The 17791-nt window shown below is 52.9% G+C and carries 16 protein-coding genes; 6 read left to right on the top strand and 10 right to left on the bottom strand.

The window, feature by feature from the left end:
- The first annotated feature begins 182 nt into the window (after window positions 1-182).
- Window positions 183-1928, top strand: coding sequence for a bifunctional diguanylate cyclase/phosphodiesterase (locus tag ACYVRB_RS08465; protein ID WP_461214733.1), 1746 nt, complete (start codon window positions 183-185; stop codon window positions 1926-1928).
- A 114-nt stretch (window positions 1929-2042) separates the two neighbouring features.
- Here the strand turns inward: ACYVRB_RS08465 and ACYVRB_RS08460 are convergent, their stop codons facing one another.
- Entirely contained in the window at window positions 2043-2396 is a 354-nt protein-coding gene (locus ACYVRB_RS08460) for a DUF488 domain-containing protein (protein WP_461214731.1), read from the bottom strand.
- A gap of 157 nt (window positions 2397-2553) precedes the next feature.
- Here ACYVRB_RS08460 and pbp4 point away from each other — a divergent pair, with 157 nt between their 5' ends.
- Window positions 2554-4542, top strand: coding sequence for a penicillin-binding protein PBP4(5) (pbp4, locus tag ACYVRB_RS08455; RefSeq protein ID WP_461214730.1), 1989 nt, complete (start codon window positions 2554-2556; stop codon window positions 4540-4542).
- A 169-nt stretch (window positions 4543-4711) separates the two neighbouring features.
- Here the strand turns inward: pbp4 and ACYVRB_RS08450 are convergent, their stop codons facing one another.
- Entirely contained in the window at window positions 4712-5101 is a 390-nt protein-coding gene (locus tag ACYVRB_RS08450; RefSeq protein WP_461214728.1) for a helix-turn-helix domain-containing protein, read from the bottom strand.
- A 167-nt stretch (window positions 5102-5268) separates the two neighbouring features.
- Here ACYVRB_RS08450 and ACYVRB_RS08445 point away from each other — a divergent pair, with 167 nt between their 5' ends.
- Window positions 5269-5937, top strand: coding sequence for an EAL domain-containing protein (locus ACYVRB_RS08445; RefSeq protein ID WP_461214727.1), 669 nt, complete (start codon window positions 5269-5271; stop codon window positions 5935-5937).
- 73 nt (window positions 5938-6010) lie between these two features.
- On the opposite strand, the gene ACYVRB_RS08440 is transcribed toward ACYVRB_RS08445, so the two are convergent.
- From ACYVRB_RS08440 to ACYVRB_RS08425, 4 genes are all read right to left on the bottom strand, one after another.
- Window positions 6011-7123, bottom strand: a complete 1113-nt coding sequence (locus tag ACYVRB_RS08440; protein ID WP_461214725.1) for a GGDEF domain-containing protein — start codon at window positions 7121-7123, stop codon at window positions 6011-6013.
- 489 nt (window positions 7124-7612) lie between these two features.
- The gene (locus ACYVRB_RS08435) at window positions 7613-8071 is read right to left on the bottom strand and encodes a WxL domain-containing protein (protein ID WP_461214724.1); all 459 of its coding nucleotides are present in this window, start codon (window positions 8069-8071) and stop codon (window positions 7613-7615) included.
- A gap of 330 nt (window positions 8072-8401) precedes the next feature.
- Window positions 8402-9427 carry a DUF916 and DUF3324 domain-containing protein gene (locus tag ACYVRB_RS08430; RefSeq protein WP_461214723.1) on the bottom strand — a complete coding sequence of 342 codons (1026 nt, stop codon included), beginning with the start codon at window positions 9425-9427 and terminating at the stop codon, window positions 8402-8404.
- A gap of 159 nt (window positions 9428-9586) precedes the next feature.
- A complete protein-coding gene (locus tag ACYVRB_RS08425; protein WP_461214722.1) occupies window positions 9587-10771 on the bottom strand; it encodes an RNA-guided endonuclease InsQ/TnpB family protein in 1185 nt (394 codons plus the stop codon).
- Window positions 10772-11193: 422 nt separating this feature from the next.
- On the opposite strand from ACYVRB_RS08425, the gene ACYVRB_RS08420 reads away from it, so the two are divergent.
- The gene (locus tag ACYVRB_RS08420) at window positions 11194-11679 is read left to right on the top strand and encodes a hypothetical protein (protein ID WP_461214720.1); all 486 of its coding nucleotides are present in this window, start codon (window positions 11194-11196) and stop codon (window positions 11677-11679) included.
- Window positions 11680-11745: 66 nt separating this feature from the next.
- Here ACYVRB_RS08420 and ACYVRB_RS08415 read toward each other — a convergent pair whose 3' ends face one another.
- The 3 genes from ACYVRB_RS08415 to ACYVRB_RS08405 form a co-directional block, all read right to left on the bottom strand.
- The gene (locus ACYVRB_RS08415; protein WP_461214718.1) at window positions 11746-12291 is read right to left on the bottom strand and encodes a 5-formyltetrahydrofolate cyclo-ligase; all 546 of its coding nucleotides are present in this window, start codon (window positions 12289-12291) and stop codon (window positions 11746-11748) included.
- 312 nt (window positions 12292-12603) lie between these two features.
- A complete protein-coding gene (locus ACYVRB_RS08410) occupies window positions 12604-13416 on the bottom strand; it encodes an HAD hydrolase family protein (protein WP_461214716.1) in 813 nt (270 codons plus the stop codon).
- A gap of 127 nt (window positions 13417-13543) precedes the next feature.
- Window positions 13544-14533, bottom strand: coding sequence for an aldose epimerase family protein (locus ACYVRB_RS08405; protein ID WP_461214715.1), 990 nt, complete (start codon window positions 14531-14533; stop codon window positions 13544-13546).
- A gap of 222 nt (window positions 14534-14755) precedes the next feature.
- Here ACYVRB_RS08405 and recA point away from each other — a divergent pair, with 222 nt between their 5' ends.
- A complete protein-coding gene (gene recA, locus ACYVRB_RS08400) occupies window positions 14756-15988 on the top strand; it encodes a recombinase RecA (protein WP_461214713.1) in 1233 nt (410 codons plus the stop codon).
- Between the two features lie 360 nt (window positions 15989-16348).
- On the top strand, window positions 16349-17149 hold the full coding sequence (locus tag ACYVRB_RS08395; RefSeq protein ID WP_461214710.1) for a Cof-type HAD-IIB family hydrolase: 801 nt from the start codon (window positions 16349-16351) through the stop codon (window positions 17147-17149).
- A gap of 62 nt (window positions 17150-17211) precedes the next feature.
- Here ACYVRB_RS08395 and ACYVRB_RS08390 read toward each other — a convergent pair whose 3' ends face one another.
- Window positions 17212-17721, bottom strand: coding sequence for a 3H domain-containing protein (locus tag ACYVRB_RS08390; RefSeq protein WP_461214708.1), 510 nt, complete (start codon window positions 17719-17721; stop codon window positions 17212-17214).
- Window positions 17722-17791 lie beyond the last annotated feature (70 nt).

Raw genomic sequence — 17791 nt, 5'->3', positions numbered from 1 at the left:
TCGGTCTGTTCGTGGTGCATCGATCACCAACTTCTCCGCTCAGTCAGTATTCGCAACGCTCCAAACGTTGCTTTCAGACCGGCCAGATGCGATTTCATGTCCCAAATACCGAGGTGAATAATCCAGGATCTAATAGTTTACTATAAACTTAGCACATATGACGGATCAAATGAGGCTATTTTATGCACAGTTGGCTCCTATGGACAGTTCACCTGCTTTTATCGTTTGGGATCATCGCAGGCTACGACATGTACTACCAATATCTATGGCATCGCGGCGGCCGCCTTGCGCAGTGGGGATTGCCACTTTCTAACACGGCGCTGGCCGCCTTTTGTGCGCTTTGCGCCGTCGTGTATCCCGATACCCAACGCTTTTATCTCAACATCGCTTTTTTCGGGCTGAGTTCTGCGCTATTGGATGAAAAAATCAGTCTGCCTGACTATCTCGTGCGGGCCGCAGAGCTCCTACTATTCATCAGCATGTCTGCGATATTGCCGATCGCGCCGACGACTTGGCACTGGGTGCTGTTCGGCTTTGTGATCGGACTCGTTTGGCTATGGTTCAAGCGTGATTATGTCAGCCAACACCTGTGGGGGATGCTGGCCGTCGGCACGTTCTTTTGGGCGATTTATTGGCAGCCGCAAACCAACGCCCCAATCGAAAGCACCTTGCGCGTCTTGATCACTTTTCTCGTCCTTATCGCTGAGCGATTCTGGCTGTGGCAACGTCTGCAGTACCGCGATACAACAGCGCAGACGTTCCAGCAAGAAGCCGATCACGACCATCTCACCAACGCGCTCAGCTATGCCCGTTTTCGCCAAGATCTCGCCAACGGCTTGGCTGAAGGGCAATTCAACCTGATCATGTTCGACCTGGATTTTTTCAAGTCGGTCAACGACGAATACGGCCATATTGCCGGCGACACGGTGTTGAGAGACACCACCGCCTTGGTCCAGACGCTATGCCACGACGGCCAAGCCAAGCTTTACCGTACCGGCGGCGAAGAGTTTGCGATTATCGCCAGCGCCGACTGCAATCTGCCAGCGTTCACCCGTAAACTTTGGCAGACCATCCGCAACCATACGTTCACCGTCAACGCGCATCAGCTCAACCTAAGCGTCTCTGTGGGCGCTACTCGCATCAGCCAAGACGATCACGTCACGTTGGACGTTGTGCGCCGGGCAGACGCCAACCTTTACCTGTCCAAGCGTCGCGGTCGCGATGCGGTCACGATCGACGGCAAGACCTTGGTGGCTTCCCAAACTTACCATTTGACCCGTCTGTTTGCCTATTACACCGCTCCGATCGTCGACTTCGGCAATAACCAAACCACCGCCAACGTTTTGGCCGTGTCGCGATTCGACCAGCACAACGGCACTTGGGTCGACGATCCCGGCGCCGGGTTCAATGTCGCCACCTTGCTCGCGATCATCAAGGAAAATGATCGTTTTCTCAGCGGGCATCCGGTCCTCCGGCTCACGCCCAAGCAGTTTATCGACCCGGAAGCAATCACCCAACTGATCGCGTTCAACCGCGATCGGGCACCGGCAGATACGCTGACACTCAGCCTGACCGATCGGCCGGTGTTTGCGGATTTTAAACGGGCATCCATTCGTTATCATCAAAGTAACATTGGTGTCGTCATCGTCTCGGAGCGCTTCATTCCGTACAAAAATGCCCGCCAGGTCACAAACTGGATCCAGCATTATGATCAGCTGGAAATCAACCTCAATACTCTCACCGCCAATTTCACCGATCCGCACTTTGCCGACGAGATCCTGGCCTGGCGCACACGCCTGAAACAGGCCAACAAAGATTTGATCGTTTCTGGCATCGATAACCGCAACGACTTCCAAACGATCCGTAACCTCGGCATCCACCTTGGTCGCGGCCGGTATTTCGCCGAACCACAACTACCGCGAATGTGAGCTTTTCCCACTGGGGATAACTTGTGTCGTTAAAGTTATCCCCTTGTGGACAACTAAACGGTACGAAAAAAGCGTGAATCATCTTGAATTCGCGCTTTTTTCGTGTATTTTAGATTAAATCTTATCTGCAAGATAGTCCCGCAACACCACTGCGTTGTTATGCGCGGTATCTTTGGCGCCATATAACAGTAACACGCGCTCAGCGTTGCTGGCTTGCAGCTTGGCGATAAAGTCTGGTGTCGCTGGATTGGCCTCAAGCTCGGCAAGGTAGCGCTGGCGAAATTCCGCAAACTTCTCGGGATCATGCCCGAACCACTTGCGCAACTCTGTGCTGGGGGCGATGGTTTTGTCCCAATCATCTAGCGCGGCATTGACTTTGCTGATCCCCCGCGGCCAGACACGATCGATCAACACTCGCAACCCGGCCGGCGCGTCATGTGCATAGATCCGAATCGGTAATAGTTCCATTTTCCCACCCACTTTCACTATCATTGTAGGCGGCCGACAGGCATAGCGTCAACTTATCCACTTGTTGATAACTATCTGATTTAACGGGCATCAGCCGTTATTCACAGGTACAATGGAGCTAGCTTCTGTCCCCCCACTGAAAAAAGGAGTCCCTCGGATGAAAAAATCGTCTCTCACGCTTGCCGGTGGCATTGCGGCCGCCGTCATCATCATCGCCGGCGGTTTCGGCTGGTATCGCTGGCATCAGACACAGACCCAACAAGCCGCGATGCAGGCCACCGCTTCCGCCTACACCAAGGCGTTTGCTTCGCGCAACTACACCAAGCTGGCCGCGCAAGTCGACACCAGCCACCTCACAGGCACCGGCTGGCACTACACGAAAAAAACGCTGATCGCCCGCAACCAAGCCGTTTTTTCCCGGGTCGGCGCCACCAACATCAAGATCTCTCACCTCAACGTTGGCAAGGCCAGCAAAACCTCGGCCCCGTTGACCTTCACCGCCACTATGACGACGAAGATCGGCCAACTCAAGGCGCAACACTATCGCACCACGCTCGTCAAAGTCGGGAACGACTGGCGCGTGCGCTGGTCGCCGTCGCTACTGTTTCCTAATATGGACGGCCAAGACACAGTTCAGCTGACCACGATCCCTGCGACCCGCGGGCAGATCTACGACCGCAACCACCAGCTGCTCGCCAAAAACGGCACGGTCATTCAAGCCGGACTGCTGCCTAAACAATTAGGCAGCGGCACCACCCGCACGACCAACCTACAAAAAATCGCCACCGCCTGGTCGGTGCCAGTCGCCAGTCTCCAAACCTTGCTCAACCAGTCTTGGGTGACCGCTGACACCTTCGTGCCGGTCAAAGTGGTGACGGCAGCGCCAGCGTTGACCGGCGCCAGCTACCAGACGATTGGGTCGCGCACCTATCCGCTCGGTGAAGCCGCCGCCCAGCTGATCGGCTATGTCGGAACCGCCACTGCAGACGACATCGCCAAATCCCCGTCACTGACCGCTGATTCAGTCCTGGGCAAAGCAGGGCTGGAGAAAACCGCCGACAAGCAACTGCGCGGTGTCGACGGCGGCAAAATCGCCATCCAAAACGGCGACAATAGCCGCACCCTGCTTAAAACCGCCCCTAAAAACGGTAAGGATCTGACGCTTTCGATCGACAGCACCAAGCAAAAAGCCGCCTTTGCCGCGCTGGCTAATAAGCCTGGCAGCATCGTGACCATGGCACCAAAAACCGGCCAATTACTGGCCCTGGCGAGTGCGCCAAGCTACGATCCGAATAAATTCGTCAACGGCATCTCCCAAACCGATTATGCCAAATACGCCAACAACAGCGCCTTGCCTTTCGTCAGCCGTTTTGCCCAACGCTATGCACCAGGTTCGACATTCAAGATGCTGACCGCCGCGATCGCGCTTCAAAACCACACGATCACCGCCAACACCACCAAGGCCATCTCTGGCCTCAAGTGGCAAGCCGACAGCAGCTGGGGTAGCTACAAGGTGACCCGGACCGTCGACGCCAGCCCGGAGAACATGACCCAGGCGCTGGTGAACTCCGATAACATCTGGTTTGCCCAAACCGCCTTGAAAATGGGCGCCAGCGCCTATCTCAAAGGCCTCGCCCCACTGTTCAAAACGCAAGCCACCTTGCCGGTTACGCAAAACCGCGCCCAGATTTCAAATACTGACAAGCTAAAATCAAGCACACTACTAGCTGACACGGCTTACGGGCAAGGCCAGCTCCTGTTGTCGCCGATCCAACAAGCCGCGATGTACAGCTCCATCGCCAACGCCGGCACGATGCAACAACCGACCCTGCAGCCGACCGGTCACGGCCAACGCACGACCGTTTTGGCCAAAGATGCCGCCAGCACCGTCAAGACGGCGCTCACCCATGTGGTGGCTGACACCAACGGTACCGCTCATGACTTGCAGCTCGCCGGTCACACCATCGCCGCTAAAACTGGTACCGCGGAGCTGAAACAAAAGCAAGACACCGACGGCAAGCAGAATGGCTTCCTCGTTGCCATCGATGCTGATAACAACACCTATCTCACCGTCGCTTCATTGGAAAACACCGGTTCTGAGGCCGTTGTCACCATGAGCAAGCCTTATTTGCAAAGTCTATACTGAACACACAAAGGGAGACAAGGCGCATGCGCCTTGTCTCCCTTTGCTTGTCCGGTCTTTATTGCACGAACGCGACCATAATTTTAAATACGGTTCGCTTTTTACCGACCCATGACGGTAGCAAAAATGAATGTTTCGTAAATTCTATTAATAGCTAAATAAGTTAGCGCTATCAATCATCGGTTAAGTCAACTAGCGCGTCTGCGGCTTTGCGAACACCGTCGATCAACGCGGCGATGCCTTGTCTTGCCGTCGCCGTCAGCACCTTACCGTGATAAGTTGGGGTTGCTTCGTTATCGCGTAGTTGGTGCTGTAAGGCTAATAACTCTGCATCGAGTGAACGCGTTGGTTGAGCCGTGCGACTATCGCTGTTACCCACTAAATAGTCGACAGAAACGCCAAAATAATGGGCGATCTTAACTTTTGTTTCGTCATCTGGCTCGCGTAACCCTTGTTCGTACATCGAATAAGTACTCGTGCCGATCCCTAACATCTGAGCGACGTCGGCCTGCCGGGTTTTCGGCCGCTCGTGTCGAAGATCTGCAAGTCGCTCTGCATTCACATTTTCCACCTCCATCTTCATTCAGCATAATACACTTTCGGGTACAACTATCTTTTTTCGTGCAAACCGTATGAATGTAATTGACGCAACGCATTATGCATTGTAGGCTTAAGCTAAATCTTGACACCCAATATATGGTAGTTGTCGTAAAGAAAGAGGCGTTCTTATTGATTCGTTTTTTTGGCCAGCCAAAATATCGCTATCCGCAATCCGATGAATTGATCGGTTACGAATTGTTGTTACGTGAATGGCAAAATGGACGATGGGGCGTCCCCACAGACTTCTCCCAATACAGTGCGACCGACATCACGGAGCTGTTGCGCATAACACTTGGCGCCTTGCCAGCAACGCTGCCACTGATTTCTTTTAACCTGGATCAAGCACAATTTGCTGATGCCCAGTTTTTGCGAGAACTCACCGCCTTAGCCGGAGAACTCCTGCATCCGGAACACTTAGTCGTCGAATTGACCGAGCGCGACGAACATGTCGCCTCCGAACGCCTGTCGCAGGCAGCCAAGCAGTACGCCGATTCCGGGTTGCGCGTCTGCTTAGACGACGTCGGCACCGGCGCCAATCAGGCCGCCATGGCCATGGCGCTGTTGCCTTATACCGTCGAGTACAAGTTTGCCTTACAAAACTTCCGTACCGACGACAACATGCAGGTGCCGCTAGCGCTGTTACGCCAATGGCACGATCGTGCGGTCGCCGAAGGCAAGCTGTTTGCGATCGAAGGCTTAGAAGCACCCGAAGACCTTGCTATCGCTGATGCGTATGCCCCTAATGTCCTTCAAGGCTACTACTTTGGCCATCCGGCACTGTTGGCGACCACGGCTTAAGCCATCAAAAACGGCGAGGTTGGCTGATATCATCTCAGATATCAGCCAACCTCGCCGTTTTTGTTGTTATTGACTACGTGTCTGCAACAACGCGATTGCGGCCAGCGTTTTTGGCCTCATACAGATGGGCGTCTGCCCGCGCAATCGTGCGATCGTTTTGAGCGTCTTGAGCCAAGACCCGGGTGATGCCTGCCGAGATCGTCAGCGACAACGTTGTGCCTGACGTATGGATCTTCAGCTGTTGCAGGTGCTTGCTGTAATGAGCGACCAACGCTCGGGCTTCCTCGTCATTAGCGCCACCAGACAGCAAAATGCTGAATTCTTCACCACCTGTACGATACAGCGCACTCGGATACTTGATCTGATCGAGATACTGCGTCAAATCGGCGACGAAAGTCTTCAACACGTCGTTACCTGCCAAGTGCCCATAAGTGTCGTTGACGGCCTTGAAATGATCGATGTCGATCATCACCAGATGGACCTCCACCGGCGAACCGGAAACGGCAAGCTGACGATACCGGGTGAAGTCGGTCGTGAACTTGCTGAGACTATACGCACCTGTTAACGCGTCGTGTTGGTTATCATATTGTAGCGAATCGGCTTCTTTGCGCCGGTATACCAGCAGATGGTCGTACACATGGGCCAACGCCACCACGATGACGAAGGTCAAGGTGACTTCTAAGGTCGGCAGCAACTCATAATGATAGCTGAACATGTCAAAAAGCCAATAGATCAGCGAAACGCTGACCAAGACAATGCCATGCCGGACATGGTTTGCTTTGATCCAGACTTGGTGGTTGTTGATCGGGATCAAGATCAACAGTGTCAGGATAAACCCGACCAACGACGGGATGTCCCAGTGCCAAAACGGCCAAAATGAGATGAACACCCCGAGGAGCAGCCACCGGAACGCTTTGCGGTCGTTGAGCCGCTTGGAGATGTAGATCAACGTCCCGTTGCGCAGCGCGTTGGCGGTCCAAGTATACGTCGTCCCAAACAGCCGGAGTGCGCGGATGAAGAAGATCACCGCGACGACATAGATCGCGATCAATACTGGAGCGGGAATACGCCGATGAATCCAGCGCTCAATAAATTGTGGACCGAGTTCTTCGACGATTTCCAATGATGCCACGAACCCGATCATATAGAAAAATGTCCAAAAGAACGTATTGCCAACTAATTCCATTCTGGAACTCCCATCGTCAGACTAAAGGGCACGACCCAAGTTCAGCCATGCATGGTTAAGCATACAACATTTTATAATTGAATACAGCATTCATTGTTATTTAAAGATTAATTTTTCACAATCGTACCACAAAAAAGCCAGCCGCCTAGCGACTGACTCTCAGTTTCGGAAAAAAGTCCTTGTTAACGCAAAAAGCCATCGATTTGATGGCGAATTTGCGAAACTTATTGCCGATTGAACGGCTCGTATTTGCACACATATGATCACTCGATGATGGTTTGGGGGAAGATCATCAAGAAACCTGAACAAGAACAAAACGACCCGTCACAGCAGACTATCCGAAGATAGTCCCTGCGTACGGGTCGTCCCAGATATGCCATAAGGCCTGTCATCTGGGTGAGCTTTTAAATTCAATTGTTCTTGCCTACGAGTAACATCATAACCTTTACTTGGGCTAGATGCAACCTGTTTATGATAAAGTTATTCGTTCTATTGGACCGCGTTGCTCAACGTCCAGTCGAGATTCGCGTTGTAGTCAGCCTTAGCATTACCTGCAGGAATGTGCAGATGGATCGCGGTAGCAGCATATTTAGCAGTGGTTGTCCCACGAGACGACTGCGCATTGGTGCTGATCAACGTCGCTGCATCCCCACCAGTGGTGATGGTGGTCGACGCCGTATCGCTTGACGCCGTAGCCGTTGTGGCACTTTGGACCGCCGCTTGGTCGAACGTCAGCTGTGCTGAATGGATCTGATCTTGATCGTCTGCGCTGACAAAATCGGTGGCAGCAACCGAAACCGACCAGCCATTAGCAAAGCCGGGATTGGTCACTGACACTGCCGTATCGACGCTGCTGGCGTCGACATCTTGTGCCTTACTAGAATACTTTGCCGCTGAAAAATCGATGTTCGGTACTTTATCGATTGCGACGCAACTGTTTTTTGGCATTGTAAAAGAAACTGATGCCGTCGACGTTGCAGTATCAGCGTGTGCAACAACAGGAGTTCCAAGTGCGCATAGCGCGGCAAAAACCGCACTAAAGACACCTAGAGCCACCAAAATAAAGTGCTTGTTCAAAAACGATTCCCCCAAACCATTTAGTGACAAGTGATTCAAATATGTGTAGTTCTTTTAATGTTATACCACAGGTCGAGGATCAATACCATAAAAATAGTAATTATTTATTCAAATTTGAATCGATCCCATCTTGCTTTTGAGCGCTTAATCGTGGCCAAACCCCTTTTTTATTAGGGACTTCCTAAAATCATTATTGTTATTTTAACGATGTCGTTTTTTATTATCATGCCACATCAATACAAGGACCAATCCTAGCACCACGACTAACAGGCCGATGACGATCAACAGCACCCGCAATAACAAGCTGCCTTGCGGACGCTTCTGATCGACCGCGGTATGGTTGAGCTGTCTCGCCTTGGTATTGGTGATGCGAAATTGCCGCTGAAAATGCCAGCGATAGTTGCCTTCTGCAGCGTGCGCATCGAGGATCATGGTGTAGTTGCCGGCCTGTAGCTGCTGGTTTCCTGTGCTGACGGGAAAGGTGAAACGGCTATTTGGGGCCAGCGCCAACCGATCTTTCGTATAGGTGATATACGGCTGCTTTTGGCCTTTTTTGAGTACCTTCACTTGAAGCTGTAAGCGGTGGATCAAATTGGGCTTCGTATTCTCCAAATCGAGAGCGATGTAGTTGCGATAATTCAGCTGTTTGGCGGTCACGCGACGTAATTCAAGCTTAGGGGCAATCGTTTTGTAGTCGTCAGTTTCTTGCACTGACAGCCCCACAACATAGGCGAACTTATTGGTCAGCTGAAGCCCTTTGTGGCTGGAGGCCGCCGTCGAATCGACCTCGACGACGCGGACTCCACCTAGCGCCACACCGGCAAAAGGCTTGGCCGGCACGCGCAACTGGATGGTGGTCGGCTTGGCCGACTGTGCCGGTACCGTCACCGTCTTGGGGGTCGTCGCCATCTGCTCGATGTTAGCTTCCAACGACGCCGGGGCCGCTAGCTCATGCCGGGTATAATCGACTTCCCCATTAGTATTGGTGGTGGCGCGATTGATGCTCACCTGAAAGCGATGGGCTTGCGTATCCTTATTGGTGATCGTGAGCGTCAGCGTCTGCTGGCTTCCTGGCACCACTTTGAGGGCAAAATACGAAACCTGCTGATCGATCTGGTTGTCAGGCAGCTGCGCCGCCACGGAATAATGTAAGTTCTCGGCTCGCACCGTTTGGGTCGGTGCCGCTAGCCCCGCTAACAACACCAGTAATAGCCACAATCGTTTCATTTTCTCTGCTATATAAAATGTGGAAGAATGCCTACTGACACTAGTAAAGGATTATATATTTCCTTTCATAGTTGTACATTCGTGATTTTATTTGGTCCCGTCAACACCAGTATTCTTACCTCGGCATACACCTCGCAACATTGACTGGCTCTTGAACCTTTAGGACATAGCCTGCCCCTGAGCGTATTGAATCAAATTCTGGACGGCATTCTCGTCTCGCTCAAGCTGAACGCCACAGCCGTAGCAATGAAACTCGTGATGTTTGGTGCCATGGCGGGCGTTACCTGTCAGAGTCAACTTGTCATCGCCAGTTTTCACCAACCCGCAACGACTGCACCGCTGCGTGCTCGGATAAAACCGATCAACCAGCACCAACTGACGCCCATACCACTGCGTCTTGTCTTTAATCAACACTTTGAAGTGGCCAAACAGCGAACGATGTAAGTTCTTCGCCAGTCGCTTGTTCATCTTCATACGCTTGGCGTCCAAGTTTTCAATAGCGATTGTACTGTTAGCTTGCACCAACATAGTCGTCAACTTCTGTAAGAAGTCATTTTGAATCCTCGTCACTTTCTGATAAATCCGCTGCAACTTGGTTTTCGTTACGCAATAGTTATTAGAGCGAAAGTGCTCGGGATTCGCCTGACGCTTGCGGGCGAGGCGCCGTTGGTACAAAGACACGCGGTTATACAAACTGACCAGCTGTTCCGTCAATACGCAGGTGGCAGACATTGTCTCACTATCGTTGTAGACGAATTTTCCAATATTGGCATCAACACCACATACGCGTTGGTTTTGGGGTAGTGGCTCTGGGTTCGCCACATCGATGCTTAGACAAACGTAATAGCCATCTGCTTCTTTGACAATCGTAGTAAGTTTGACAGGCCCTGACCAACGTGGTGCTTCAGCTAGGCGGATATCGTCCCATCGATCATGATAGCCCTGCGGTTTATCTAACCGCAACTTACCATTAACGATGATTGCCCGATCGGTCTTAAAACCAAGCCGACTGCGTTTTTTTGATTTAAACCGCGGTTTGCGATGATCTGTCATCTCGGGGTTGAAGAAATTCTTCCAGGCCTGTGCTAAATCATGAACCGCCAATTGTAAGATTCGCGCTGAACGGCTATATTGCCAGTCGGCTTTATTGGTGACTAATTCATTACGAACCAGATATTCATTAGGTCGCGCGGTCTTATCCGCCAAAGCCACTGATGCATCATACATCTCATTCCAGGTGGCTAACGCTTGATTGTAACAATAGCGTCGATAATCGCATGCTTGGGCCAAAACTCGACGCATGGTCGCGTTCGGATAACACCGGATCTTATGCGTCCTAAACATGTTTTCACCTCCATCCTGCTCATGAATAACATAGCAAATGAAGGTAAAAGCGCTCTGTCAAGACATGATGAAAGCTGTCGCCATCTAGCCATGCACCAGTCAGTGATTTTTCACGATTTTCTCATTTCATAGCACTTGGTAATTCTGACTTCCACTTGATTACTTCAGAATGACCAGATACCACAAATCAGGACATGGTGGTACATTAATGATTACTGTTTGTTATCTCCTTGCCGATTTATCTTGTGATGCCACAACTTTATAAAGATTATTCTCGATTAATCGTCAGCAGGCGTCAACCCACAAGTGTAGCGACCTTTGCCAACCTATTTTCCAGATAGCCGCTAAACTAAAAGAGAAAATATCATCACGACGAAAGGAAATATAATCCTCACATGGTTTATATCATAGGTGCCCTACACATGGAAACCCCACGCGTCTATTACAACACCATCACGATTGACGATGATGGCCTCGGTTTCATCGTCGGTTTGATCCGAGAGGTTTACTCACCAGGCCTGGCCAACGCCGGTCGCACCCGGCAACTCCTCGCCTATCAGCCACAACTGCCGGCCCAGAATCCGGCGTTTCCAGTTTACCACGAGACCCTGAGCGTCCTCACCCGAGCTGATTGGGCGCAAACCAACTCAGGTGAACGAATCGTGTCGGCCTCGACTTTTTTCAACACCTATCGTAATCTCGATCGGCTAACCTGTTTTCAAACTTTCACGCCACCGGATCCCATCGCCAGACTCTGGCACGTCTTGCCCAACGACTACTGGCCGACCCTCGTCGCCAACGCCCGCCTCCAACTTCAACGCGACCTCGACGCCTTCATCGACCATCGCCCTGCAACCTTGCCACGGATCGCCCCGCCGTTGCGTGAACTGGGTTATTTTCCAGACTGAGCGCGCCACACAAAAACGCCGGTACAGCACGACTGCTTGGCGTCATGCTACACCGGCACTTAACTTCTACACCGTAATCAACGTCTGGATCCGCATGTCGAATGCCTCCACCGGCCAAGCAGCCGTTGGGTACACCATCGAAGGTGCCGCCAGCGTCACCGTGTGGCCAAGGTAGCGGGCCAAGAAGCGATCGTAATACCCGCCACCAAAACCGATCCGGTAATGCGTATCTATTGCATAGGCGATCCCTGGCACGAGCAACAGGTCAGGTTGGTCGTCGACTAGCGCTGGATCATAAGCTGGCTCCGGGATCCCGAACTTGCTCTTGATCCGGTGGTCTGGACCGGGATCTGGTAAAAAGGCGAGCTGACGCTGCGGCATGCACCGCGGGATCAACACCTGCTTGCCTGCCGCCTGCGCCGCTTCGATCACCGGTGCGGTTGGCACCTCAAAGCCATTGCTGACGGTGACCCCGATCGTGCGGGCCTGTTGCCAGGCCGGCAATGCAACCAGCTTAGCCAGCAATGTCGCTGAAGCCGCTTTGGTAGCGGCGGCATTGGTCTGCAATCGCGCGATCTGGGTGGTTCGGAACGTTTTTTTCTCAGAATTCATCGCCACGCCTCCTTATCACCGCCATTATGCCTGGTGGTGATAAGGGATGCAAGCATCTGAACTATCCGATTTCTTAGCCAAAAAAACAGGCCAGGAACCGCCGTAAGGGTCCTGACCCACAGTTTTTGTCCAAGTCTACCTTGAACCCCACTGGAGGTTGATTCATAAGAGGAAACTGCCACTGTCCGCCATCCCACTGACGGAACTGCCCAGGGAGGCGCTCCTTCCTCCCTGTTGTTAGTATAGCAGAAAAAGTAAGCGCTGTCATGATGTTTTTGCGGTTTTCTTTCGCAAATGCGGAGCCTCCGGTCGCTATAATAAGCGAAACCGTTGTAGCGCCAGCGCGACCCCGTTGTCGTTGTTGCTGGTCGTCACGTAATCCGCATCCGCGCGCACCGAAGGCTCCGCATTGCCCATGGCGATCTGCACCCCGGCAAAATCCGTCGCCCGCACCTCGTCGTCGTGACACCCAAAATACACGATGTCCCCAGCGTACAACCGATAGCGCGTCATGATATAATCGATCCCTCGCGTCGGTCTGGCGTCGCGACTGACGATGTCGAGCTGACAATCCCCCACCGAAACGGTGCGGATATCTCGGAGATGGAGTCGATGTAAGAAATCTGCCACCGCCTGGACGCCGGCTGGGGTGGGGGTGATCAGGCTGATCTTAAAGACCTCTTTGAGCTTGGTGCCAAACAGCTGTTGCATCGGTAAGACCTCAAGGCGCTTGCGCCCGAGCAACTTGTACCGCGACCCTGCGGCCTCGCGCACCGAATAGCCGTGTTCAGCATCGAAAACGCTGATCCCCAGCTCTGGAAAACTTGCCAACAGCGAACGGATCAAGGCCATCATCGCCAACGGTTGGAGCGGCCAGGCTCCCAACAAACTTTTCTTCCCCGTCCGTGGTGCGAAGATCAAAGCGCCGTGAAACGCGATCTGTGGCGCGTCGGTTTGCAGCCGCTTGAGGATCGGTCTGATCTCAAACGCCGCCCGACCGGTCACGATCGACAGCGGCACCCCAAGGTTGTTGAGCGACATCGCGGTGGTCGTGGTCAGATTTCCCAAATCGTTCAGCAAAGCGCCATCAAGCGCGGTAAAAATGTACTTGGCGATAACGCTCACCTCCCTTTGTTAGACAACGTTTACATTCTACCACTGTCGCCAGCCGCCCGCCCCATTCGTAGGCACAGCGTCGCAATTTTCCACAATAAAACCGCAACCCCGACGGCGTTACGGTTGCGGTCATTGCTCAATACCCGAATTGCCAACTGGTAGTCAGCGTATAAGGTTGCTCAGGAACCAGCGTAATGGCTGACCAGTCTTGGCCGCTCACAGGGGCGACTTGGGTTTCCAAAGTCACACCATCATGCGCGCCGATATTGTGCGCAATCCCGGTGTGGTCAAAATGATTGGCAGTGTAAACCACCACTGACGGCGCGCTGGTCGTCATCGTGACGCTGCGACCACTGGCGCCGATCAGCTTGGCCGCCTGTGCCTGCTTGATCAAAAACGGATGGTCAAATCCGGCCCCGCCTAAGACCTGTGGCATCACGTCCTTGAAACGTTGCCCTTGGCGGAAGTCAAACGGGGTGTCGGTGACGCTCGTCCAGCCATTAAGCGGCAGGTGGTCGCTCAACGGCGCATAGTAATCCGCCGCCAGCCGCAGCGTCGTGTCATCGATCGTCGTGTTGGGACCATCGACGGCAAAATAAACATGGTTGGTCGGATTGAACAGTGTCATCTCGTCAGTGGTGGCGTGCAGCTCGTAGGTCAGCCGGTCGTCATCATCGAGCGTATACGTCACGTGTACCAAGACGTTGCCAGGCAAGTTGTTGTGTCCTGCCGGATCGAGGAACACCATCTCGACACGATCATCGCCGGCCTCTTGGCGATAGCTCATTGTGAAGACTTGCATGTCCAACCCGTCTGCGCCGCCGTGGATCGCGTTTTCCCCTTCCCCTTTTGGCAGGGTCAGCGTTTGCTCGCCACGCTGCCACACATGGCCAGGCAGGCGGCCGACAAACCGGCCGACGGTGCCGCCTAAGAAGTTGCGTTCTTTGGCGTAGTCTGCCGCTTCGGGAAGCGATAAGATCACATCGGTCCCGTCTGGCACCAAGACCTTCTCCAAGGTCGCGCCATAGTTGAGCAGCACCACCTGCAGGCCGTTGCGGTTGGTCATCGTGATTTCATATAATGGTTCCCCGTGCAGGTGCCCGTAATTGTTCAAACTAACTGTCATGTTCTTCCTCCCCTTGCTGTTTCATGTGAAACAACGTACTCGCTCATTCACTATATAGCGGAAGCGCCAACACTGTCAAACGCTTACAAAGGGAATTCTTGGACAGGGTCGCACCGGGAGCTTAAACTATAGAAGTAATTCTGTCGTTCGGTTAAAAACACTTGCACCTTATGAACAAATGTTCGATAATGGTAATTGTAAACCAACCCAGGAGGGATATTAATGGCATCTAAGAATACGAATTCGCGCGAAAACGTCAAACAGATCACCGATGACGCGGCACGCCAAGAAGCACTAGATAAAGCACTTAAGAAGATCACCAAGGAGTTCGGTGATGGTGCGGTCATGCGCATGGGCGAGAAGTCTCTGACGAACGTTGAAGTCGTCTCCACCGGCATTTTGTCGTTGGATGCCGCACTTGGCGTCGGCGGTTTCCCACGTGGTCGCGTGGTCGAAATCTACGGTCCAGAATCTTCAGGTAAAACCACGATCGCCTTGCAAGCCGTTGCGTCAGTGCAAAAACAAGGCGGCATCGCCGCATACGTCGACGCTGAAAACGCGATGGATCCCACCTATGCTAGAGCGCTCGGGGTCGATATCGACAACTTGCTTTTGTCACAGCCCGATACCGGCGAGCAAGGCCTCGCGATCACAGACGCCTTGGTCAGTTCCGGTGCCGTGCAGATCGTCGTTGTCGATTCCGTCGCGGCCTTGACGCCAAAAGCCGAAATCGACGGCGAAATCGGCGATCAATTCGTCGGCTTGCAGGCGCGGATGATGAGTCAGGCGCTGCGGAAGCTGACCGCTCAGATCTTCAAATCCCAGACCATCGTGATTTTCATCAACCAGATCCGTGAAAAAGTCGGCGTGATGTTTGGTAACCCCGAAACCACGCCAGGTGGCCGGGCACTGAAGTTCTATGCCACCATTCGTCTGGAAGTCCGCGGCACCAAGCAGATCAAAGTCGCCGGTGAAGACGACCCGATTGGGAAGACCACGACCATCAAAGTCGTCAAAAACAAGGTTGCCCCACCGTTCAAGAAGATCGAAACGACCATGACTTATGGTCACGGGATCGAACCGGTCGACGATATGCTGAACCTTGCCGTTGCCCACGATGTCATCAAGAAATCCGGTTCGTGGTACAGCTACAACGACGAGCGTCTCGGCCAAGGTGCCCCTAATGCTGTCAACTACCTGCGGGAACATCAAGATATGCTCGACGAAATTACCACCAAGATGCGGGCGTTGTTGTTCGACAAGAAGCCAGATGCAGAAGCTGACGATAAGGCTGATGACAAAGCTGACAAGGCGAAGAAGACTGACACCAAGCCTGCTGCACCTAAGCCGCAACCAGAAGCTTCAAAACCGGAAACGTCGAAGCCTGACGATCAAGGCGACGATCCCAAGCCGGATACCAAAACCAACGGTGACGGCCCGATCCAGTTGCTGTAATCAATTTAAACCGGTCGGGGGTGTGACTTTTGTCACAGCCCCGACCGGTTTTTATTTGTCTTTAAGCCTTAGCAAAACCACCATATGCGCGTCACACTTTCGTCACATCTGCTGGGTAATATAAACAACATAGAAACGAGCTACCCCCTCATTTCTAGGCTGGATCAAAGATCCAACCACCCCACTTTTTCATTACTCGATGTTGTTAAGGCAACATCTGGTTATCACTCCTCCAAAGTGAAACCCCAACCCTTTTTTGCCGCCAACCCCATGGCGGCTTTTTTCGTGCCGGCGCCTGCTTTGCAACCGCTTGCCAACATGATAGACTGAAACGTATTGGAACCTGAAGGAGGATATTGGATGTTACCAAAGCTTATCGCCGTGGATATGGACGGCACATTCTTAGACGATCACAAGGATTACGATCGCCAGCGCTTTGCGCGCTTGATGCCGCAGCTGCAAGCACGCGGAATCTATTTTGTCGTCGCCAGCGGCAATCAGTACTACCAGTTGCGCAGCTTCTTCACGGATTACCCGAACGTCTGGTACCTCGCGGAAAACGGCGCGTATTGTGCCACCGCCACCGAGAAAAAGTTCAGTCACACCTTTACCCCGACAACCGCGCGCAAGGTGTTAGACAAGCTGTTGGCGATTCCTGAACTGAAGCTCACCATCTGCGCCGAGCAGTCCGCCTATATCCGCCAACGCGAAGGGGCGGCCTTTATCGCCGAGACCCAACACTATTACACCCGCCTGCAGCCGGTCGCTGACTTCGATCGGCTGCCAGACGATCCCATCTTAAAATTCGCCTCGAACTTCCCGCCAGAACTAACTGATACCATGGTGGCGCGGATCGCCGCGGATTGCAAAGGTCTGGCCGTACCGACCTCCAGCGGCCACGGTGATATCGACATCGTCCAACCCGGCGTGAACAAGGCCAGCGGCTTGCGTCAGTTGGGAGAAGTCCTTAATATCGAGTTGGCAGAAATGGCGGCGTTTGGTGACGGTGGCAACGACTTAGAAATGTTGCAAGAAGTGGGCTTAGGCGTCGCCATGGCCAACGCCCAACCCGAAGTCGCCGCGATTGCAGACGCCCGTGCCGGCGACAATAACCACGCCGGCGTGATCGCATTCATCGAAAATTTACTGAAACAAGCCTAACAAAAACACCGTCGTACCGCGATTCAAACAAATCGTGGTATGGCGGTGTTTGTTATCGTTAGCTATTCGAACAAGAACCCGGCGTCTCGCAACTTCGCCTTGATGGCCTTGAGTTGCTCCGGCTTGTCATAACCGATCGTGTGCAGATGCACGCCGCCGGTCAGTTCAGAAAGCATGTGGCCTTCGTGCTGCAACATTTTGGAATGAAACAGGTTGATCTCTGTTTCAGAAGTGATCGCAAGTTGGCCACGCAACTGACCGTACAGCGGATGGTCGACTTGCACATCGATGATCGACCCGCCGTTGTCGACGATGATCTGCATCTCTTTGAGCGCTTCTTCCGGCGTGTGCTTGCAGACGATGACCGCCGTTTTGGCCGCCTTGTTTTCAAACTGATAACCACGCGGCGTCGCGATCAGATCCGTCCCCTGGGCGCGCAACAATGCCACATCCCCAACGACCGTCTGGCGGCTGACGCCAAACCGTTTTGCAAAAGCTGACGCCGTGATCGGTTCTGGGGCATCTGCCAAGGCCATTTTAATTTGTGATTGCCGTTCAGCACTCGTTAACATAATTCTACCTCCGTTGCTGGCACCCATTTTAGGCACTATCTATCCATTAGCTTACGCTAAAAAGATACGC

Source organism: Lacticaseibacillus boliensis (assembly GCF_054784775.1).
Note: the sequence above shows the minus strand (reverse complement) of the source record. Positions and strands in the feature narration are given on the sequence as shown.